Source organism: Curtobacterium sp. LFS084 (assembly GCF_047977705.1).
Lineage (GTDB): Bacteria > Actinomycetota > Actinomycetes > Actinomycetales > Microbacteriaceae > Curtobacterium.
The window spans coordinates 37,828-57,821 of sequence record NZ_JBFPFM010000012.1; the positions used below are offsets into that span (position 1 = coordinate 37,828).

General features: G+C 71.5%; 17 protein-coding genes. 1 reads left to right on the forward strand and 16 read right to left on the reverse strand.

Features of this window, described 5'->3' with window-relative positions; all coding sequences use genetic code 11:
- Positions 1 to 67 precede the first annotated feature (67 nt).
- The 6 genes from ACNQOV_RS09055 to ACNQOV_RS09080 all read right to left on the reverse strand — a co-directional run bounded on the left by ACNQOV_RS09055 (position 68) and on the right by ACNQOV_RS09080 (position 6,639).
- Complete coding sequence (locus tag ACNQOV_RS09055) at positions 68 to 1,555, reverse strand: FAD-dependent oxidoreductase (protein ID WP_416394241.1); 1,488 nt, start codon at positions 1,553 to 1,555, stop codon at positions 68 to 70.
- Positions 1,556 to 1,594: 39 nt separating this feature from the next.
- Complete coding sequence (locus tag ACNQOV_RS09060) at positions 1,595 to 2,143, reverse strand: DUF501 domain-containing protein (protein WP_022906197.1); 549 nt, start codon at positions 2,141 to 2,143, stop codon at positions 1,595 to 1,597.
- A gap of 35 nt (positions 2,144 to 2,178) precedes the next feature.
- Positions 2,179 to 2,712 carry an FtsB family cell division protein gene (locus ACNQOV_RS09065; RefSeq protein ID WP_031261700.1) on the reverse strand — a complete coding sequence of 178 codons (534 nt, stop codon included), beginning with the start codon at positions 2,710 to 2,712 and terminating at the stop codon, positions 2,179 to 2,181.
- Between the two features lie 336 nt (positions 2,713 to 3,048).
- A complete protein-coding gene (gene eno / locus ACNQOV_RS09070) occupies positions 3,049 to 4,332 on the reverse strand; it encodes a phosphopyruvate hydratase (protein ID WP_022906199.1) in 1,284 nt (427 codons plus the stop codon).
- Positions 4,333 to 4,430: 98 nt separating this feature from the next.
- Entirely contained in the window at positions 4,431 to 5,675 is a 1,245-nt protein-coding gene (gene hisS / locus ACNQOV_RS09075) for a histidine--tRNA ligase (protein WP_416394242.1), read from the reverse strand.
- A 235-nt stretch (positions 5,676 to 5,910) separates the two neighbouring features.
- Positions 5,911 to 6,639 carry a MazG family protein gene (locus tag ACNQOV_RS09080; RefSeq protein ID WP_416394244.1) on the reverse strand — a complete coding sequence of 243 codons (729 nt, stop codon included), beginning with the start codon at positions 6,637 to 6,639 and terminating at the stop codon, positions 5,911 to 5,913.
- A gap of 121 nt (positions 6,640 to 6,760) precedes the next feature.
- Here ACNQOV_RS09080 and nhaA point away from each other — a divergent pair, with 121 nt between their 5' ends.
- Positions 6,761 to 7,939, forward strand: coding sequence for a Na+/H+ antiporter NhaA (gene nhaA / locus ACNQOV_RS09085; RefSeq protein ID WP_416394245.1), 1,179 nt, complete (start codon positions 6,761 to 6,763; stop codon positions 7,937 to 7,939).
- Positions 7,940 to 8,210: 271 nt separating this feature from the next.
- Here nhaA and mfd read toward each other — a convergent pair whose 3' ends face one another.
- The 10 genes from mfd to ACNQOV_RS09135 all read right to left on the reverse strand — a co-directional run bounded on the left by mfd (position 8,211) and on the right by ACNQOV_RS09135 (position 19,886).
- The gene (gene mfd / locus ACNQOV_RS09090) at positions 8,211 to 11,825 is read right to left on the reverse strand and encodes a transcription-repair coupling factor (protein ID WP_416394246.1); all 3,615 of its coding nucleotides are present in this window, start codon (positions 11,823 to 11,825) and stop codon (positions 8,211 to 8,213) included.
- A gap of 100 nt (positions 11,826 to 11,925) precedes the next feature.
- Positions 11,926 to 12,510, reverse strand: coding sequence for an aminoacyl-tRNA hydrolase (pth, locus tag ACNQOV_RS09095; RefSeq protein ID WP_402264684.1), 585 nt, complete (start codon positions 12,508 to 12,510; stop codon positions 11,926 to 11,928).
- 30 nt (positions 12,511 to 12,540) lie between these two features.
- The gene (locus ACNQOV_RS09100; RefSeq protein ID WP_416394247.1) at positions 12,541 to 13,173 is read right to left on the reverse strand and encodes a 50S ribosomal protein L25/general stress protein Ctc; all 633 of its coding nucleotides are present in this window, start codon (positions 13,171 to 13,173) and stop codon (positions 12,541 to 12,543) included.
- 279 nt (positions 13,174 to 13,452) lie between these two features.
- Positions 13,453 to 14,826, reverse strand: coding sequence for an RbtT/DalT/CsbX family MFS transporter (locus tag ACNQOV_RS09105; protein WP_416394248.1), 1,374 nt, complete (start codon positions 14,824 to 14,826; stop codon positions 13,453 to 13,455).
- 296 nt (positions 14,827 to 15,122) lie between these two features.
- Positions 15,123 to 15,836 (reverse strand): hypothetical protein, encoded by a 714-nt coding sequence (locus ACNQOV_RS09110; protein ID WP_416394249.1) that lies wholly within the window; start codon positions 15,834 to 15,836, stop codon positions 15,123 to 15,125.
- Between the two features lie 259 nt (positions 15,837 to 16,095).
- A complete protein-coding gene (locus tag ACNQOV_RS09115) occupies positions 16,096 to 16,737 on the reverse strand; it encodes a response regulator (RefSeq protein WP_416394250.1) in 642 nt (213 codons plus the stop codon).
- Between the two features lie 11 nt (positions 16,738 to 16,748).
- Complete coding sequence (locus tag ACNQOV_RS09120; RefSeq protein ID WP_416394251.1) at positions 16,749 to 17,966, reverse strand: sensor histidine kinase; 1,218 nt, start codon at positions 17,964 to 17,966, stop codon at positions 16,749 to 16,751.
- A gap of 82 nt (positions 17,967 to 18,048) precedes the next feature.
- Positions 18,049 to 19,005: a hypothetical protein gene (locus tag ACNQOV_RS09125; protein ID WP_416394252.1), complete on the reverse strand. Its 957-nt coding sequence runs from the start codon at positions 19,003 to 19,005 to the stop codon at positions 18,049 to 18,051.
- Positions 18,983 to 19,723, reverse strand: coding sequence for a hypothetical protein (locus ACNQOV_RS09130; protein WP_416405904.1), 741 nt, complete (start codon positions 19,721 to 19,723; stop codon positions 18,983 to 18,985). The genes ACNQOV_RS09125 and ACNQOV_RS09130 overlap by 23 nt, the downstream gene beginning before the upstream one ends.
- Positions 19,713 to 19,886, reverse strand: coding sequence for a hypothetical protein (locus tag ACNQOV_RS09135; protein WP_416394254.1), 174 nt, complete (start codon positions 19,884 to 19,886; stop codon positions 19,713 to 19,715). Before ACNQOV_RS09135 ends, ACNQOV_RS09130 begins: the two co-directional genes overlap by 11 nt.
- Between the last annotated feature and the right edge of the window lie 108 nt (positions 19,887 to 19,994).

Sequence of the window (19,994 nt, forward strand, 5' to 3'; positions counted from 1 at the left end):
AACAGCCTACCGACGAAGACGAGGCGGCCACCCGTCAGGGTGACCGCCTCGGTCGTCGTGCGTGTCGCTACTTGGCGTCCGCCTCGGCCTTCACCGGCTCGGCGTCGTTCGAGACGTCCTTCGCCGGCTCACCGTACGCGGGGCCGGCCGCACCGGCGGGCTTGCCCTCTTCCGGAGCGGTGGTCGGCTTCGACGCCTCGATCGGAGCCGCCGGGGACTCGGCCGCGGGCTTCGGGCGCGACGCGAACGCCTCGAACGCCGCGCGCGGGGTCTCACGGTCGTCGAGCGACGCGATGTCGCGGCCGAGGAAGAAGCCGCCCACCCAGTCGCCGATGACGCGCCACTTGCGCTCCCACGACGGCATCGCCAGACCGTGGTAGCCGCGGTGGGCGCCCCAGGCGAGGAAGCCCTTCATCGCGAACTTGCCGGACTGGAACACGCCGATGCCGAGACCGAGGCCTGCGACGGCGCCGAGGTTCTCGTGCTTGTAGTCGGTCGTCGCCTCGCCACGCATCGTCGCGACGAGGTTCTTCGCGAGCTGCTTCGCCTGGCGGACGGCGTGCTGGGCGTTCGGCACGCAGAAGCCGCCCACGCCACCACCGGTGAGGTCCGGCACGGCCGCGACGTCACCACAGGCCCACGCGTCGGCGATCACGCCGTTGTCGTCGACCACGCGCAGGTCGGGCTGCACGCGGATGCGGCCACGCTGCTCGAGCGGGAGGTCGGTGCCCCTGACCATCGGGTTCGCCATGACGCCGGCGGTCCAGATGATGAGGTCGGACTCGATCTTCTCGATCGCACCGTCGTTCGTCTTGAGCTCGCAGACACCGCCGACCGCCGAGGCCAGCTGGGTCTCGAGGTGCACCGTTGCACCGCGCTGCGCGAGGTTCTCGAGCACCCAGTGCGACGTCTCGAGCGAGACCTCGGGCATGATGCGGCCCATCGCCTCGACGAGGTGGAAGTGGGTGTCGTCGAAGGACAGCTCGGGGTAGCTCTTGAGCAGGTCCGAGGCGAACGACCGGAGCTCGGCGAACACCTCGATGCCGGCGAAGCCACCACCGACGACCACGACGGTCAGCAGACGGTCGCGCTCCGGGCCGGCCGGCAGGGTCGCGGCCTTGTGGAAGTTCGTGAGGATCTTGTCGCGGATCGCCGCGGCCTCTTCGATGGTCTTGAGACCGATCGCCTCGTCGGCGACGCCCGGGATCGGGAAGGTGCGCGAGACCGCGCCGGCGGTCATGACGATCTGGTCGTACGACTCTTCCCAGGCATCGCCCTCGGCCGGGGTGATCGTCGCCGTCTTGTTCGCGTGGTCGACGTTCGTGACCTTCGCGGTGACGACGCGCGTCTTCTTGAGGTGACGACGGTGCGAGACGACCGCGTGGCGCGGCTCGATCGAGCCGGCGGCGACCTCGGGCAGGAACGGCTGGTAGGTCATGTACGGCAGCGGGTCCACCATCACGACCTCGGCTTCGCCCTGACGAAGGTGCTTCTCGAGCTTCCAGGCGGTGTAGAAACCGGCGTAACCGCCGCCGACGACGAGGATCTTGGGCACGGGGGATGATCTCCTTGGATGGGGGTTCGGGGAGTCGAGTCAGACTTCGCCGCCACCCGCCCCGACTCCAGCGTCTGCACCGCCATCATACGCCCGGCACTCGCACCGGGAGGGCGACCAGTCCGCGCGCTCGAGCGCGAGGTCGCCGATGGGGTTGACGCCGGGTCCGGCGGCGAGGGCGTGGCCGACGAGGGCGTGCAGGCACTTCACGCGGGTGGGCATGCCACCGGCGCTGATGCCGTCGATCTCGTCGACGTGCTCGATCGACTCGCGATCGGCCAGGTAGGACTCGTGCGCCGCGAGGTACGCGGCCGCGGTGGTGTCGTCCTCGAGCAGGGCTGCCAGCTCCGGCATCACCTGGTTCGCCTCGAGGGTGCTGACCGCAGCGGTGGCCGCGGGGTGGCACAGGTAGTAGAACGTCGGGAACGGGGTGCCGTTCGACAGACGGGGCTTCGTGGAGACGACCGTGGGGTTCCCACAGACGCAGCGTGCCGCGATCCCGATGACGTCACGAGCCGGTCGGCCGAGCTGCGCCGACACGACCTGGACGTCGCGGTCGGAGGGCGGGTCGAAGGGAGGGGTCGTCACGGGAACGTGAGCCTACCGGAGTCCCGCGCGTCGTCCTACTTCGTGTCGCCGGTGCCGGAGACGTCCGGTGCGACGAGCTGCTGCGTGGTCTCGTCGGTGAGCCCGGAGGTCAGCACCGACGACAGCATCGCCTGCAGCCAATCGACCTTGGGCGTCTGCACGGTGGAGCTCACGGGGGTCCCGGAGTCGGTCGTCGGGCGCCCGTCGTCCTTCTGGTCCTGGTTGCCCATCACGAGGTAACTTTCCTCGCCCGGGTACACGTAGAGGAGCCGGTCCCTGGCCTGCGCCTCGATGTAGGCGGGGTCGTCCCAGCGCGCGACGTCCTTCTTCTTCTGGGTGACGTCGGCCTTCTGGCTCGCGACCTCGCGCTGCTGCTGGGCGATCTGCTCCTGCTGCTGGATCAGTGTCCGCAGCGACGGCGCGAGCACGACGACGAAGAGCACGATGATCGCGAGCATGAGCAGGCTGAACCCGGAGAACCGGATCGAGCGGTACCACGGCTGCTCGGACGCGCCGCCCTCGGGCAGCGCCACGGGCACGCGGCGGACACGGGGCTTCTGGCTGGGCACGCTCCGACGATAACCCGCCGGCGGCGTGGGGCGCGGTCGGCACGCGGCCGTTCGGTGCCCTCCCAGCCCGCGGGCCAGGAGGCGCGGCTCGGCCCCGCCGCGCACGCCCGGCGCCCGGTCGCGTCCACCGCGTACTCGCCCCGGGCGAGCCGTCGACGTCGCACGATCGGCCGCCCGCGTCCGGCCGAGGTCGCACGATCGGCCGCCCACGTCCGGCAGAGGCGGCAGGTCGTACGACCTCGGCGGTCAGCGCCCGGCACGTCGTGCGACCTCGGCGCCCGGACGACGAGACGCCGCCCTCCCCGAGGGGAGGACGGCGTCTCGTCGGAACGCTGGTTACAGCGCGGCCGAACGCGGGAACGCCGAGCGGCCGGCGTAGACCGCCGCGTCGCCGAGCTCTTCCTCGATGCGGAGCAGCTGGTTGTACTTCGCGACGCGGTCCGAACGAGCCGGGGCGCCGGTCTTGATCTGGCCGCCGTCGACCGCGACCGCGATGTCCGCGATCGTCGTGTCCTCGGTCTCGCCCGAACGGTGCGAGAGGATCGAGGTGAGCCCGTGACGGTGCGCGAGGGACACGGCGTCGAGCGTCTCGGTCAGGGTGCCGATCTGGTTCACCTTGACGAGGATCGAGTTGGCGGCCTTCTCGTCGATGCCCCGCTGCAGCCGCTTCGGGTTCGTGACGAACAGGTCGTCGCCGACGATCTGCACCTTGTCGCCGAGCTCGGCGGTCAGGTGGCTCCAGCCGGCCCAGTCGTCCTCGGCCAGCGGGTCCTCGATCGTCGCGAGCGGGTAGTCGCGGACGAGGTCGGCGAAGTACGCGGTGAACTCCTCGCCCGAGAGCTGCTTGCCCTCGAACGCGTACTTGCCGTCGTGGAAGAACTCGGTCGAGGCGACGTCGAGGCCGAGCGCGATGTCCTTGCCCGGGGTGAAGCCGGCCTTCTCGATCGCGGCGAGCAGGAAGTCGAGCGCCGCGCGGTTGGACGCGAGCTCCGGCGCGAAGCCGCCCTCGTCGCCGAGGCCGGTCGCGAGGCCCTGCTTCTTCAGTTCGCCCTTGAGCGCGTGGTAGGTCTCGACGCCCCAGCGGAGCGCTTCGGAGAACGACTCGGCGCCGTAGGGCACGAGGAAGAACTCCTGGATGTCGACGTTGGTGTCGGCGTGGGCGCCACCGTTGACGACGTTCATGAGCGGGACCGGCAGCGTGTGCGCGTTCGGGCCGCCGAGGTAGCGGAACAGCGGCAGGTCGGCCGAGTCGGCAGCGGCACGTGCCACCGCGAGCGAGGCGCCGAGGATCGCGTTCGCACCGAGGCGCGACTTGTTCTCGGTGCCGTCGAGCTCGATGAGCGCGGCGTCGACGAGGCGCTGGTCGGTGGCGTCGAAGCCCTCGAGCGCCGGACCGATCTCGTCGAGGACTGCGTCGACCGCCTTGAGGACGCCCTTGCCGCCGTAGCGGGAAGCGTCTCCGTCGCGGAGCTCGTACGCCTCGAACGCGCCGGTGGAGGCACCGGACGGGACGAGCGCGCGCGAGACGACGCCGTCGTCGAGGAGGACCTCGACCTCGACCGTCGGGTTGCCTCGGGAATCGAGGACTTCGCGTGCGCCTACGGCATCGATCTGGGCCACGGGGTACTCCCTACACGTTCGGTTGTGGTGATTGCGGAGTCGATCCTAGCGAGGCGCAGGTGAACACGAGGCGTGCATGACGGGCGACGGTGGAGAACTCACGCCAGGGGACGGAACTCCACACCCTCGAGCGTGTGCGTGTCCACCCCCACGGTGGCGAAGGCGTCGAACCCCTGCGCGACGAGACCGGCGAGCAGGTTCTTCATGTTCTTCGTGCGTCGTTCGAGCCGGACACGACGGTGCCCCGCGAGCGCCTCGGCCTTGAGCGCCGCGAGCCGCACCGGGTCGACGTCCTTGTCGTACACCAGCACGACCGCGTCGGACTCGGCCGACTCGGGGAGGGTCACGAGGTCGACGAGCCGCTCGAAGCCGAGCGAGAACCCGACCGCCGGGACGTCCTGCCCGAGGAACCGGCCGATCATGCCGTCGTAGCGACCGCCGCCGCCGAGGCTGTAGCCGAAGTCGGGGTGCGCGACCTCGAAGATCGTGCCGGTGTAGTAGCCCATGCCACGCACGAGCGTCGGGTCGAAGCGCAGGTCGACGCCGGGGAGCGCGGAACGGAGCTGCTGCAGGTCACCGAACGCCTCGGCGTCCAGCCACGGTGCGCCGTCGACCGCGTCCCAGTCGGCGGTCTCGAGCGTGCGGATGGTGTCCTCGAGCCCGGGCAGGTCGACGCCGACCGACTCGCGGAGTTCCGCCGCCACACCGTCCGGCCCGATCTTGTCGAGCTTGTCGATCGTGATGAGCGCGCGGTCGGCGACGGCCGGGTCGGTGACTCCCCACGAGCCGAGGAGCGCCAGGAGGATCCGTCGGTCGTTGATCCGGATCGTGGTGCCCTCGACGCCGAGCGCGTCGAGGGCCGCCGTCGTCGCCCGGATGAGCTCGATCTCGGCGAGCTGCCCCGGCTCGCCGAGGATGTCGATGTCGCACTGCACGAACTGCCGGTAGCGCCCCTTCTGCGGCCGCTCCGCACGCCAGACCGGAGCGATCTGCACCGACCGGAACACGGACGGCAGCTCGGCGCGGTGCGTCGCGTAGAAGCGGGCGAGGGGCACGGTGAGGTCGAACCGCAGGCCGAGGTCGGCGAGGTCGAGCGGTGATCCGGCGGCCTGGAGGTCCTCGGTGGAGAGCCCGCGCTTCATGACGGCGAACGCGAGCTTCTCGTTGTCGCCGCCGAGGCCCGAGTGCAGCCGTGCAGCGTCCTCGACCACCGGCGTCTCGATCTCGTCGAAGCCGTGGTGCGCGTAGACACCCCGGATGACCCCGAGGACGTGCTCGCGCCGGGCCTTGTCTGCCGGGAGGAAGTCACGCATGCCACGGGGAGCCGTCACGGTCGGAGCCATGCGTCGATTCTGGCAGATCGACCCCGCCGGCTTGCACACCCGCCGACCTGCTGATATTCTTCATCCAGAACCTCGGTTCGGCAGGTGCCTGATCCACCTGTCGGATCGTTCGCGAGGGCAACGTGCTGCAGTGTGCCCCGCGGTTCGAGCGGGCTGGTCCCTCGGCACCTCTTCCCTGGCGGTGCCGTCCGCCCGCTGGCGGGTGCCCTCCTTTTCGGGTTGGGAGGGCACCCGCTCACTCCCCGACGCGTCCCACCGACTCCAACTCCACGACCGCTGCCCGCAGACTCGCGATCGGGTCGATCCCGGCCTCCCGAGCGTCGGCGATCATCGTCAGCACGTCGGTCCCCCACCGCGGGTCCACCAGGTCGACGCCCGCACCGGAGTCTGCGTCCACGCCCACTTCCGTGCCCGCGCCCGCTTCCGCACCCGCGCCCGCCTCCGTCCCCGCGCTCCCGCTCGCGCCCGTCCCAGCGGACGCGACGACGGACGCGACGACCGTGTCGGCGTCTCCCCGTTCCTCCAGGCGTTCCAGCAGCTTGACCGCCCGTTCCATCGGGGGCATCGCCCGCGGGACCCCGTCGAACACGCTCCGCCGCGACGACTTCTCGGCCGCCTTGGCCGCGCGCCAGACCCGCACGACGTCCTCGACGGTGTCCGCCCGCTCGTCGCCGAACACGTGCGGGTGTCGGCGCACCATCTTGTCGCGGGCCCCGGCGGCCACGTCCTCGAGGTCGAACGACTCGGCGAGCCCGGCGTGCAGCACCACCTGGTAGAGCACGTCGCCGAGCTCCTCGCGGAGTTCGACCTCGTCGCCGGAGTCGATCGCGTCGACGAGCTCGTACGACTCCTCGACCGCGTAGCGCGCCAGCGACGCATGGGTCTGCGCGCGGTTCCAGACGCAGCCTCCGTCCGGGTCGAGCAGGCGGTCGACGACGGCGACGAGGTCCGAGACGGCGGTCATGCGGTCATCGTGCCACGCACCGCACCGTGGACGCCGCCGGGGCCCACCCGGTATGCTGTACGTGGCGTGTCGGGAAGTCTGGTCGACGGACCATCACCCGACCCCTCTCCGACGGAGCTCCATGCCCGCACTCTTCCGCTCCCCCAGGTTCAGCGCCATCGCGTTGCTCACCGCGGCCGTCCTCGGCCTCGTCGTGGCGAACTCGCCGCTCGGCCCCGGGCTCGAGCACCTCCTGCACGTGCACGCCCCGTGGGGAGCCGTCGGACTCGACCTGTCCGTGTCGCACTGGATCAGCGACGGCCTGCTCGCGGTGTTCTTCCTGCTCGTCGCGATCGAGCTCAAGCACGAGCTGGTCGCCGGCGAACTGTCCAACCCGAAGACGGCGGTCATCCCCGCCATCGCGGCCGTCGGCGGCGTCCTCGTCCCTGCGGGCGTCTACCTCGCGGTCACCGCCGGGACCCCGTACGGCCACGGCTGGCCGATCCCGACCGCGACGGACATCGCCTTCGCGCTCGGCGTCCTCGCGATGTTCGGACGCGGCCTGCCCTCGACGCTCCGGGTGTTCCTGCTGGCGCTGGCGGTGCTCGACGACCTCATCGCGATCATCATCATCGCGGTGGTGTTCGCCCACGACACGAACTTCCTCGCCCTCGCCGGGGCCGTCGTCGTGCTCGCACTCTTCTGGCTGCTCGGCAAGGCCCTGCGCCCCGGGCGTCCCGGTCAGGTCTGGGTCATCACGGGGATGGTCGTGCTCGGCATCGTGACGTGGTGGCTCGTCTACCACTCCGGTGTGCACGCGACGATCGCGGGCGTGGCGCTCGGACTCGTCCTGCCCCGCCGCCCCGGCCACACCCTGCACGAGAACGTCGAGCCGTGGTCGAACGCGATCGTCCTGCCGGTGTTCGCCTTCGCCTCGGCCGCGGTGGTGGTGCCGGCCGTCGGCATCGGCCAGCTCTCCCCCACGTTCTGGGCCGTCGCCCTCGCGCTGCCGGTCGGCAAGGTCATCGGCATCACGCTGTTCGGTGCCGTCGCGACCCGGATCTTCCGCGCGCCGGGCCGCTCGACCCTGTCGTTCTGGTCGATCGTCACGGTGGGGGTGCTCGGCGGGATCGGGTTCACGGTCTCACTGCTCATGAACGAGCTCGCGTTCGCCCGGAACGAGGAGATCCTCGACGAGGGCGTGCTCGCCGTGCTGGTCGGCTCGGGCATCGCGATCGTGGCGTCCGCCGTGGTGGTCAGCCTGCGCGCGCGGCGGTACCGGGCGCGGAGGGAACTCTCCGAGGCCGAGGCGACCGAGTAGCGGGGCGCCGCGGGCCCGCGGGGCGCCGTCTCGGAACGACATTGTCGCCGTCGTACGACGACCACGATGTCGTTCGTTGCACGCGCGCACCGTTGCACGCGCGCTCAGGCGACGTTGTTGCTGTCGTACGACATCGACGATGTCGCATTGAGTCCACACCGCACGCCCGCACGCACGCAAGCGAGCGCGCGACGCGACCGCCGCCGGACGGGAGGCGCGGTGCCCGCCGGCACCGCGCCTCCCGTCCGAGCGGACGCGCCACCAGGGCGCGCTACGCGGCCGGCGTCGACTCCGCCGGCGCCTTCGACGCCCCGTACACGGCGGTCAGGATGCTCTCGACCCACTGGATGAGCGCGTCGTCCGGCAGGGTCTCGCCGTGCGGCTTCGGCAGCGGGATGCTCGCCGCGTCCTGCTGCGGGAACCACCGGGCGCCCGGGAACATCCGCTTGAGCCGCACCTGCGCCGAGTCCGCGAGCTCCTTGCCCGCGACCCGCAGGTTGGAGCCCATGACGACGACGTCGGACAGCCCGACCTGCTGCGCCATCCGGCGGAGGCGCGAGACCTCGACCAAGGTGAGCACGGCCTGCGGCGGCTGCCCGTACCGGTCGGTCAGCTCGTCGAGGACCATGTCGATGCCCTCGGCCTGCGCCGCGGGAGCCGAGGCGGCGGAGAGCTTCTGGTACGCCTCGAGCCGGAGCCGCTCGGACTCGACGTAGTCGTCCGGGATGTGTGCGTCGACGGGGATCTCGAGGCGGAGTTCGGTCTGGCCCTCGGCGACGTCCCCGCGGAACTGCGAGACGGCCTCGCCGATCATGCGCAGGTACAGGTCGAACCCGACGCCCGCGATGTGCCCGGACTGCTCGCCACCGAGCAGGTTGCCCGCGCCGCGGAGCTCGAGGTCCTTCATGGCGACCTGCATGCCCGCACCGAGCTCGTTGTTCGCCGCGATCGTCTCGAGGCGGTCCTGTGCGGTCTCGGACAGGGGCTTGTCGGCGTCGTAGAGGAAGTACGCGTAGCCGCGCTCGCGGCCACGGCCCACGCGACCGCGGAGCTGGTGCAGCTGCGACAGTCCGTACTTGTCGGCCTTGTCAATGATGAGGGTGTTCGCGTTCGCGATGTCGAGGCCGGTCTCGATGATGGTGGTCGAGACGAGGACGTCGAAGCGGCGCTCCCAGAAGTCGACCATCACCTGCTCGAGCGTCGACTCGGACATCTGCCCGTGCGCGACGGCGATCCGGGCGTCCGGCACGATCTCGGCGAGGTGCGCGGCGACGGACTGGATGTCCTTCACCCGGTTGTGCACGTAGAACACCTGCCCCTCGCGCAGGAGCTCGCGGCGGATCGCGGCGGCGACCTGCAGGTCGGACTGCGGTCCGACGAAGGTGAGGATCGGGTGGCGGTCCTCGGGCGGGGTGGCGAGGGTGGACATCTCGCGGATGCCGGTCACGGCCATCTCGAGCGACCGCGGGATCGGCGTCGCGGACATCGCGAGCACGTCGACGTTCGTCTTGAGCTTCTTCAGCTGGTCCTTGTGCTCGACGCCGAACCGCTGTTCCTCGTCGATGATCACGAGCCCGACGTCCTTGAACGCGATCCCCTGCGACAGGATCCGGTGGGTTCCGATGACGATGTCGACGGTGCCGTCGGCGAGCCCGGCGATGGTCTCCTTCGACTCCTTCTCGGTCTGGAACCGGCTGAGGGCGCGCAGGTGGACCGGGAAGCCGGCGAAGCGCTCCTGGAAGGTCTCCATGTGCTGGCGGACGAGCAGGGTCGTCGGGACGAGCACGGCGACCTGCTTGCCGTCCTGCACGGCCTTGAACGCTGCGCGGATCGCGACCTCGGTCTTGCCGTAGCCGACGTCGCCGGACAGCAGCCGGTCCATCGGGATCGGGCTCTCCATGTCGCGCTTGATCTCGTCGATGGTGGTGAGCTGGTCGGCGGTCTCGGCGAACGGGAACGCCTCTTCGAGCTCGCGCTGCCACGGGGTGTCCGGGCCGAACGCGTGCCCCTTCGACGCCATGCGCGCCGAGTAGAGCTTGACGAGGTCGACGGCGATGTCGCGGACCGCCTTGCGCGCCTTGCTCTTCGCCGAGGCCCAGTCGGAGCCGCCCATCTTCGACAGCGTCGGGGACTCGCCGCCGACGTACCGCGAAAGCTGGTCGAGCTGGTCGGTGGGTACGAAGAGCTTGTCGCCCGGGAACCCGCGCTTCGACGGCGCGTACTCGAGCACGAGGTACTCGCGCTGCGTCTTGACCGCGTTGCGCCCACCGCTCGAGACCTCGCGCGAGACGAGCTCGACGAACTTGCCGATGCCGTGCGTGGCGTGCACGACGACGTCGCCCGGCTTGAGCTGCAGCGGGTCGACGACGTTCTTACGCCGGCTCGCGAGCTTCTTCACGGTGCGGGCGCCCTGCTGGACGCTGCGCCCGTAGAACTCGGCCTCGCTGATCACGACGATCCGCGGGTCCGGCACGGCGAAGCCCGCCTCGACGGTGGCGGTGGTCACCAGGGCGACACCCGGCTCGGGAGGCGCGGTGACGGCCTCGGCTCGGGCTGCGACACCGGCGTCGGCGAGCACCTGCGCCGCCCGTTCGACCAGTCCCTGGCCCTGGGCGGTCACCACGACGGCCCACCCGTCGTCGGTGAGCTGCTTCACGTGGGCGATCGCACCGTCCGCGCTGCCGGCGAAGCTCGGCACCGCCTCGGCCCGGACGCGGATGTACTCCCCCGCCTCGGCTGCGGCCTCGGCGTCGGTGAGCACCCGGTCGGAGTCGCCCTCGTCGAGCCCGGAGTCGAACGGCGACACCGTCCACCAGGTGCGCTGCCCCCGCCCGTTCTTGAGCTGCTGCACGGTGAGGAAGTTGCCGGCGTCGAGGTCGATCGGCGCCTGGGCACCGGCGACCGCGGCGCTCCACGCGGCCTGCAGGAACTCGGTGTTCGTCTCGGCGAGGCTGTGCGCCCGACCGCTCACCCGCTCGGGCGAGAGGACCGCGACGACCGCGTCGGCCGGCAGGTAGTCGGTGACGGGCACGAGGTCCTGCACGAGGGCCGGGGCGAGGGACTCCATGCCCTCGACCGGGATGCCCTCGGCGATCTTCGCGAGCATCTGGGACAGGTTCGGGAACTCGTGGAGCATCTCGCGCGCCCGCTGCCGGACGTCGTCGCTCAGCAGCAGTTCGCGGGAGGCCGTGAGCTCGACGCGGCCGAGGTCGTCGTCCGTCGTGCGCTGGTCGGCGACGGAGAACGCCTTGATCGCCTCGATCTCGTCGCCGAAGAAGTCGACGCGGACGGGGTGGTCGGCGGTCGGTGGGAAGACGTCGAGGATGCCACCGCGCACGGCGAACTCCCCGCGCCGGGTGACGAGGTCGACCCGGGCGTAGGCCATGTCCACCAGCTGCCCGGCGATCGTGCCGAGGTCGTTGCCGCGGGAGTCGGTCGCGAGGACGATCGGGGCGAGTGAGGTGAGGTTGCCGGCGATGGGCTGCAGGGCCGCGCGGACGCTCGCCACCACCACCGTCGTGCGGCGCTGGGCCGCGGGGGCGTCCTGCCAGGCGGCGAGCTTGCGAAGGGTCGCGATGCGCGTGCCGACGGTCTGCGCGCTCGGGCTGAGCCGTTCGTGCGGCAGGGTCTCCCACGCGGGGAACTCGAGGACCTCGGCATCGGGCAGGTAGCTGCCGACCGACGAGCGGACGGCTTCCGCCTCGCGCCCGGTGGCCGTGATCACGAACAGGCAATGCGGCCCGTTGCGTTCGGCCAGCAGGGCGCCGAGCAGGGGCACGCGCAGGCCGTCGACGACCGAGAAGTCGGCGTCGCGGGGTGCGGCGCGGAGGACGCGATCGAACGCGGAGGCGCGCGAGAGCGCAGGGATGATGCCCGAGATCGTCACTCAGGAGATGGTACCGGCCACGACCGACAGCGCCCGCGTTCTGCGCGAACGGCGAACAGCGGACGGCGAGCGGCGGACGCCCGGAGGCGCGCGGCGCCGGTCAGGACGGGGCGTGCACGCGCTGCTGCGCGGCGAGGAGCCCGAGGTCGGCGATCGCCTCGACCGCGTCCGCACCGTCGGCCAGCAGGTTCGGCAGCGTCTTCTTCTCTGTCGGCGAGAAGTCGCGCAGCACGTAGTCGGCCGGGTCCTGGCGCCCCGGGGGACGGCCGATGCCGATCCGCACGCGAGTGAACTCGTTGGTCCCCGTGGCCTTGATGATGTCGCGCAGGCCGTTGTGCCCGCCGTGCCCGCCGCTGCCCTTGAGGCGGACGGTGTCGAACGGCAGGTCCAGCTCGTCGTGCACGACGACGAGGTCGGCCGGGGTGGCGCTGTAGAACCCGAGCACGCTCGAGACCGGGCCACCCGAGGTGTTCATGAACGACCCCGGCTTCGCCAGCACCAGGCGGGGTCCGCCCGGGACCAGGCGCCCTTCGGCGACCTGGTTCGGGGTCTTGTGCTTCTTGAACGTCGCTCCCATGCGGGCGGCGAGTTCGTCGAGGACCATCTGGCCGACGTTGTGACGGTTGCCCGCGTAGCCGGGCCCGGGGTTCCCGAGCCCGACCACGACGAGCGTCCTGCCTGTCATCAGCGTCGGCCAGATGTCCGCGAAGGGGTGTTACTCGCCGTCGACCGGGGCGGAGCCGCCCTCGGCACCGGCCTCGGCGCCCGCCTCGGCAGCGGCCTCGTCGGCGGCGTCGTCGTCGGCGGTGCCACGCGGGGTGACGATCGCGACGACCAGCGCCTCGCCGTCGGTCTCGAGCTCGGCGCCCTCGGGGAGCTGCAGCTCGGAGGCGTGGATCTGCGCGCCGTCCTCGAGGCCCTCGACGTCGACCACGACGTGCTCGGGGATGGAGGTGGCGAGCACGAGCAGCGAGACCGTGTTGAGGTCCTGCACGTGGATGGTGCCGGAGAAGGACTCGCCCTCGACGACGACGGGCACGTCGACCGTGACCTTCTCGCCGCGGCGGAGGACCACGAGGTCGATGTGCTCGATGATCTGACGCACCGGGTCACGCTGGACGTCCTTGACGAGGGCGAGCTGGGCCGCACCCTCGATGTCGAGGTCGACGACCGCGTTCGCCGTGCGGACGAGCAGCATGGTCTCGTGACCGGGCAGCGTGATGTGCTTCGGCTCGGTGCCGTGGCCGTAGACGACGGCCGGGATCTTGTCGGCGGCGCGGAGCTTGCGGGCAGCGCCCTTGCCGAACTTGGTGCGGACTTCCGCTGCGAGCTTGGTGTAGTCGGCCATGGTGTCTCCTGGTCTCGGGGACGACACCGGGGTGCCGGCATCGTGGGGGTCTGTGGTGTTGCAACTCGAACGCGTGCACGCGTGAGGAACGCTCCCAAGCTGGGCCGGGTCTCCCACCGCGTCGATCACGGCCGCGCGTACGCGGCCCTCGCCGAAGTCAGTCACCGAGTCTAGCAGGACCGATCCGGGCGTGTCGCACCGCGTCCTGGACGTCGGTACAGGAGGACGGGAGGCGCGGTGCGGGCCCGCACCGCGCCTCCCGTCCTGCAGGGGGTGCCGTCAGTGACCGGCCGCCTCGGCGCCCTCCGGCACCTTGAGGAGGGAGAGCACCACGAATGCGAGGGCGTAGAGCGCGACGAACGTCCAGACGACGCCGCCGGGGCCGCCCCACGGCAGCACCGCGCTGACGACGGCGTTCCCGAGGAAGGTCGCCCCGCCCGCCGCGGTGGCGTACATCGCCATGGCCGCGCCGCGACGCTCCTCGCCGGCGAAGGCGGGGACGATCGCGCCCATCGGGGTGAACCCGGCGAGCATGATGCCGAACACGGTGCCGGCGGCGGTCGCGAGCCAGAAGCCCCACTCGGAGCCGGCCGGCACGAGGTGCGGCACGTACCACCAGGCGAGCAGCCCGATCGCGGAGGCGCCGATGCCGAACCACTTGACCGTGCGGATCCACCCGATGCGGTCACCGAGGGCGCCGAAGAACGCGTTGAACAGGATGTTGCCGGCGTAGACGATCACCGTCATCGTGAGCCACTTCGACTGCCCCCAGCCGAGCTCGGTGCCGATGATCGCGGGCATGATCACGAACATGCCGAACTCCGGCGCGGTGTTCACGAGCCGGATGAGCACCGCCAGCAGGACCTTCGGCCGCTTGATGCAGACCTCGATGCCGGAGGCGATCACCCGGGCGGCGGAGTGCGAGCGCGGTGCGATCCGACCGAGCCCGGTGGACTCGTGCACGCCGAAGCGGACGATCGCCCACCCGACGACGACGAACACGAGCGACAGGGCCATCGACCACGTCTCGCCGAGCGATCCGCCGCCGAACGCCGGGATGCTGCCGATCGCGATGAGCGAGCCGAGCGTCGGCAGCCCGCCGGTGAAGACCACGTAGAACCAGCCGACGGCGGTGGCGTTCCGCTCGCGGGCGACGGTGTGGTTGATCCAGCACAGGAACGAGAACGCGAAGAGCGGGAAGCCGAGGCCGCGCAGGAAGTACGTCAGCGCGATGAGCCCGACCGACGCCGTGGGCAGCGCCGCGAGGAACGCGACCTGGAACACCACCCAGAGGACGGCGCCGATGGTCATCACCCGGCGGGGCCCCCAGAGGTCGGAGAGCACACCGGCGAAGTACGAGGCCACCAGGACGGCGACGCCGTAGATGCCGATGATCATCGCGGCACTGTCGGTGCCGCCGCTGCCGAGGACGCCGGCGATGTGCGGTGCGATGAAGTTCGACTCGATGCCGTCGCCCGTCATGAAGACGAGGACGCCGAGGAAGCCCCAGCGCAGGGCGTGCGGGATGCCGAGGCGGGCGAGGAGCCCCTCGCGGGCGGCGGCCGGCGGTGGTGCGGCGGTGCCGGACTCGGGAGCGGTGACGCCGTTCGGCGGCGTGAGGGTGGTGGTGCGGGCGGTGCGGGGTTCCGACATGTGTCGTCTCTCCTGGAGGGGCCCCGGAGTGCTCGACCCGGCATCGCGGCATGTCTCCGGGGTGCGCCGCGCGCCACGCAGCGCCTCTCCCGCGCAGTGGCTGCGGGCGGGGTACTGCGTCGGCGATGATGCGAGTCCTGTACCCGGGCCGCCCGGTGCTGTCGTCGGGGCGGACCCGGCGGACCATCGCCGGCCCGAAGCATGGTGCCCGAGATTAGACCGCTCCAACGCAGTCCGTCAAGAACGACAACCGTTGGGTAACGATGCGGGCTCCGGGGCTGCTCGCGGAGTACCGGTCAGTCAACGTCGGACGGCGCCGCCGGTGCCAGCTCGCGGATGACGTCGTCGAGGTGCCGGTCGACCTCGCGTTGATCGGGCTCCGCCGCGCGCAGGACCGCGGCGTCCGAGGCCGTCACGTGCAGGAGCCGCTGCCACTCGGCGTCGTACAGCGCCTCGCGGTAGCCCGACGAGTCCTGGCAGGCGACGTCCCGCTCGGCGATCGCGACCTCGGCGTCCTGCACCGGCGTCGACACCAGGTTCGTGCCGTAGTCCATCCGCATCGACAGCGAGGGCATCCCGCTCGGCGCTCCGGGCAGGTCGGGAACGTCGGCGTCCGCCATGCACGTCCGCCAGCGCGCCGCTGCGGCCACGACCGTCTCGTCGTCCCGCGCAGCTGTCCCGGCGAGGAACGTCAGACGCTTCGCGGCCATCGAGGCGCTCTGCACGCTGCCGTCCGGGTCGGCGGTCCCGACGGCGCGTTCGGCCTGGCGGAAACAGTGGGTGACGGCGGACTGCGAGGCATCGGCGAAGGCAGCGTTCCGCTCCGGGTCCCCACCCCACGCGCGGCGGCCGTCCCGGTTCGCCCCGGCGGTCGACGGCGCGTGGTAGCCCCGCGTCCGTGCGATGTCCTCGTCGAGCGGACGGGTCGACGACAGCGCCGGGGCCGGGTTGCCGCGCTCGGGGGTCTCCGCCGCATCAGAGGCCGCTGCGAGGCCGTCGTGGTCGCCCACGGCGGCGGGAAGTCGATGCCCGCCTTCCGCAGGCACGGCTGCATGACGAGGTCCTCGCCGTAGGAGGCCTTGTCCGACCCCGGCTGGACCCAGCCGTCCAACGGCATCGCCCACGTGGCGACGTCCCGCTCGACGGTCGGCGGGATCGCTCGGTCCGCCGGTTCGGGGAGGGCGTGCACGACGCCGGCGCCGAGTCCGACGAGCACGAGGGCGAGGGTGCCGGTCTTCGCGGCACGGATGGTGAGTCGCATGGTTCCCCCTAGGCGCGGACGAGGCCGCGTTCGTGTGCGGTGATGACGACCTGGATCCGGTTCCGGAGTCCGAGCTTCGTGAGCACCGCGCGCACGTGGGACTTCACGGTCGCCTCGCTGAGGAACACGGCAGCGGCGATCTCCTGGTTGCTGAGCCCCTTCGCGACGAGCAGGAAGACCTCCCGCTCGCGGGCGGTCAGGGCGTCGAGGACCTCGTCACGTCGGTGCGTCTCGACGGGCACGCCCTGGGCGCGCAGGAGGTCGAGCGCCTCGGCCTCGGTCGGCGCCGGGCGCCCCGCGTGCACGTCGCGGATCGTGGCGGTCACGACGTCCGGGAGCGCGTCCTTCGTGAGGAACGCCGCCGCCCCGCCCCGGAGTGCGGCGAGCACCGCGTCGTCACGGCGGATCGTGGTGAGGGCGACCACCCGGGGACGGTCCTCGCCGGTCGCAGCCAGCCGGCCGAGCGTCTCGATGCCGTTCAGCACCGGCATGCGCAGGTCGAGCAGCAGGACGTCGGGCTGCACGGCCGCGCACAGCTCCAGGGCCGCGGCACCGTCCCCCGCGGTCCCCACGCAGGTCATGTCGGGCTGTGCGTCCAGGAGCATCTGCATGCCCGACGCGAAGAGTCGTTGGTCGTCTGCGACCGCCACGCGGACCGGGGTCACCGGGCCGCCTCCAGCTCGCCGACGACCACCACGGGCAACCACGCGGTGACGACGAACTCGTGCTCCTCGTCGCCGGCCCCGGCCCGCAGCCACCCGCCGACCAGTCGCGCACGCTCCTGCATCCCCGCGATGCCGGAACCGCGACCGTCCGCGACGACGAGCGGGACCGCCCCCGTCGACGTGACGACCACGCCGAGCCCGGGGCCCCGCCAGTCGAGGACGACCCGGACGGTCGCCGTGCGTCCCTGGTGCTTGAGCGCGTTGGTCAGGCTCTCCTGCACGATCCGGTGCACGGCGCCCTGCGCGGCCGGAGCGAGGGAACCGGGCTCGCCGTGCTCCTCGAGGACGGCGTCCATGCCGAGCTCACGCATGTCGGCGACCAGGTCGGGCAGGTCCGGCAGCCCGTGCGGCGCTTCGGGTCCGGCGCCCTGGATCCGCTCGACGAGTGCCCGGACGTCGCCGAGTGCGGAACGGCTGACCTCGGCGATGTCCTGCAGTGCCCGGGAAGCGTGCTCGTCCCGCACCGCGATCGCCGCCGCCCCCTGCGCCTGCGACACCACGACGGCGAGCGAGTGGGCCAGCGAGTCGTGCACGTCGCGGGCGATCCGCGCGCGCTCCTGTTCGGCCCGCAACTCGGCGCTCGTGACCTCGGTCTTGTGCTCGGCCCGCGCCGTGCGGACCCGGGCCAGGCCGATCCGCCACGTCGCGCCGATCGCCACGCCGACCGCCCAGGTGATCCCGCTGCCGCCGGCGATGGTCAGCGCGATGAACACCAGGTCCGACCGGGTGCCGGCGGTGGACCCCGTCCAGGTCGCCCACACGTCCTGGTCCGCCACCGAGGGCACCACCATCGCCCAGGCAGCGGCTGCGCTGCCGACGCCGAGCGCCGGGATCGCGAGCCACCGCAGGAGGTCGGAGCGTCCCGCTCCCACGATGCCGGCGACGATCGCGATGGCGATGTACTCGGGCCACACCGTCGCCTCGGGTCGGGCGAGCAACCGCAGCGCCTGCAGCAGTGGCACGCCGGCGATCATCCCGAGCGCGGTCGCCGGCATCCAGGCCGCGAGCCCGATCGCGACGGCGAAGGCGACGAGGACGACGACGTGGTCGGGGTCCGTGCGGCTGGCCTCGGCGACGAGCCACAGCACGAGGTAGACGGCCCCGGCGATCGGGGCGACGAGGTGTCGTGCACGGCGACGGAGGAAGAAGCGCATGCGGCCGAGCGTAGGGGCGGTGTCCGGCGGGGAGCGAGCGCAGGAGACGCTTTCATCCGAGTGGATGAGGCTCGGCCAGTGGTCAGCGCCCGACGTCGCGGCGGTGGTGCTGCGCGGCCGCGAGGAGCTCGCGGGCTCGGTCGCTCGAGGTCTCGGCGTCGTCGCGGGCGTGTTCGAGGCGCGTGACCTCGGCAGTGGCGTCGGCGAGCTGGCGTTCGAGGTCGGCCCGCCGGTCCTCGGCGGTCGCGAGGGCGTCCTCGGCCGCGTCGAGTGCGGCGTCGGCGTCGCGGGACTCCGTCCGCGCGGCCGTCTCGGCCTCGCGCGCTGCGCGGCGTTCGGCGGCCGGATCGGTCTCAGGTGGGGAAACCGGGGCGCGTTCCGACTTCCGATCGGGCTTCCGGGAGGCCCGGGTCGTCCCCGCCGCGCGTCTTCCGTCTGCGCGTCTCCCCTCCGTGATCGGGATCGGCGCCGCACCGCTCCCTGACCACGCCTCGGGGACCGCATCGGGATCGGCGAGTGCGCCGTCGAGGTCCACGTCGTCGAACCCGGCGCTCTCGAGCGGGCGGACGAGGAGCCCGGAGCGCACGGCGGCGCCGGCGTGCGGATCCGCCATCGCCGCCTCGATGGTCGCCCGCACCTGGTCGAGCACGGCCCGGGTCACCGGGTGGCCGGCGTCCGAGGCGAGGTCGGCGCCGGCCTGGGTGAGCGCGTCGACCACGCCCGCTCGCTGGTGCCGGAGCTCCCGGATGACAACCGGGTCGGCGTCCGCCTGTGCCTGTCGGATGGCGGGTCCGAGGTCGACGGCCTCGTCCAAGGCACCCTCGTGTGCCAGCAGGTCGACGACCCACGCGGCGGGCGCGGGCTTCCGGAGACCGCCGATCGCCGTCGCGAGCGCACGGTCGTCCTTCCGGACCGTCCGCTGACGGGCCGTCCGCTCGGCGACGAAGTCCGCGGGCGCGACGAGGAGCAGTTCCCTCGCCACGTCCGCGAACTTCATCGTCGTGCCGCAGCCGTCGTCAGTAACGCTCGAGTCGATCACGGCGCGCTGCGGGCACCGCTGTCGGAGATCTGACCGTGTACCCGAGTTCCTCGAGAGCACCCGCCGCCGCGACTGGATCATCATGCACGCCGACAGCCGTCTGGATCGACCGGAAGCGCCTCCGGCCAGCAGCGATCAGTTCCGCGGCGACTTCGGAGTGCTCGATCCCGAACTCCTGGATCAGCATGTCGAACACGTCCTCGAGCGAGGGGCGGTGTCGATGTCCTCCGAGGGGGAAGTGCAAGGTCGAGATGCGCGGGATCTTCCCCTTGCTGGCGTCCTTGCCGCGACGCTTGCCGCGCTTGGTCCGAGCCATCATCATCGCCCAGACCACTTCGTCTCGGTGAGCATGAACGTTGAGGTGCGCGACGGGCACCGATTCGAGAGCGTTCCGAACATAGTCGAAGTGGAATAACGGCTCGTTCACATGCTCGACGCGCACAGCGAAAGTCGACTGCTCCACGGCAAGGTAGCGCTGTTGCGTGTTCCAGCGGCAGCGGAACTCGACGAGTAAGCGCAGGAGCACTTGGCCATCGACGAGGATCGGTACGCCGAGTGGATCGGACTGAGATACAACGATCTGCGGCCGCGAGCGAGATGCTCCGACCTGCACCTCGAACCCGGTCGGCACGCCGAGGATCCCTGACGCAGTGTCGATCAGCTCCTGGGCGAAGGCTTCCACTCGTGCGGCGAGATCGCGTTCGACCTCAGGCATCACCTTCGAGGAAGTCGAGCTCTTCGAGCGCGCGGAAGATCGCCTGTTCCTCAGGGTCGAGCTGATAGGTCGCGCCCTTTGCTCGAATGATGTCGAGAGACATGTGGGCGCGCTGCAGCAGCTCCGATCGCCGGGCTTCGATCGCAGCGCTGTCCAGGTACGTCACGGTCGGGACCATCGCTTCCTCCTCTGTCCTTGTCTGACGATACTGACGCACACCGCTGACAGCACATCTCCCGTATGCATGTCGCGCGACCAGGAAGCGACGGTCCGC

Coding starts and splice junctions, on each gene's coding strand:
- hisS (WP_416394242.1), bottom strand. CDS start 5,675: ATGGCTCCGACCGTGACGGCTCCCCGTGGCATGCGTGACTTCCTCCCG.
- ACNQOV_RS09080 (WP_416394244.1), bottom strand. CDS start 6,639: ATGACCGCCGTCTCGGACCTCGTCGCCGTCGTCGACCGCCTGCTCGAC.
- nhaA (WP_416394245.1), top strand. CDS start 6,761: ATGCCCGCACTCTTCCGCTCCCCCAGGTTCAGCGCCATCGCGTTGCTC.
- pth (WP_402264684.1), bottom strand. CDS start 12,510: ATGACAGGCAGGACGCTCGTCGTGGTCGGGCTCGGGAACCCCGGGCCC.
- ACNQOV_RS09100 (WP_416394247.1), bottom strand. CDS start 13,173: ATGGCCGACTACACCAAGCTCGCAGCGGAAGTCCGCACCAAGTTCGGC.
- ACNQOV_RS09105 (WP_416394248.1), bottom strand. CDS start 14,826: ATGTCGGAACCCCGCACCGCCCGCACCACCACCCTCACGCCGCCGAAC.
- ACNQOV_RS09120 (WP_416394251.1), bottom strand. CDS start 17,966: ATGCGCTTCTTCCTCCGTCGCCGTGCACGACACCTCGTCGCCCCGATC.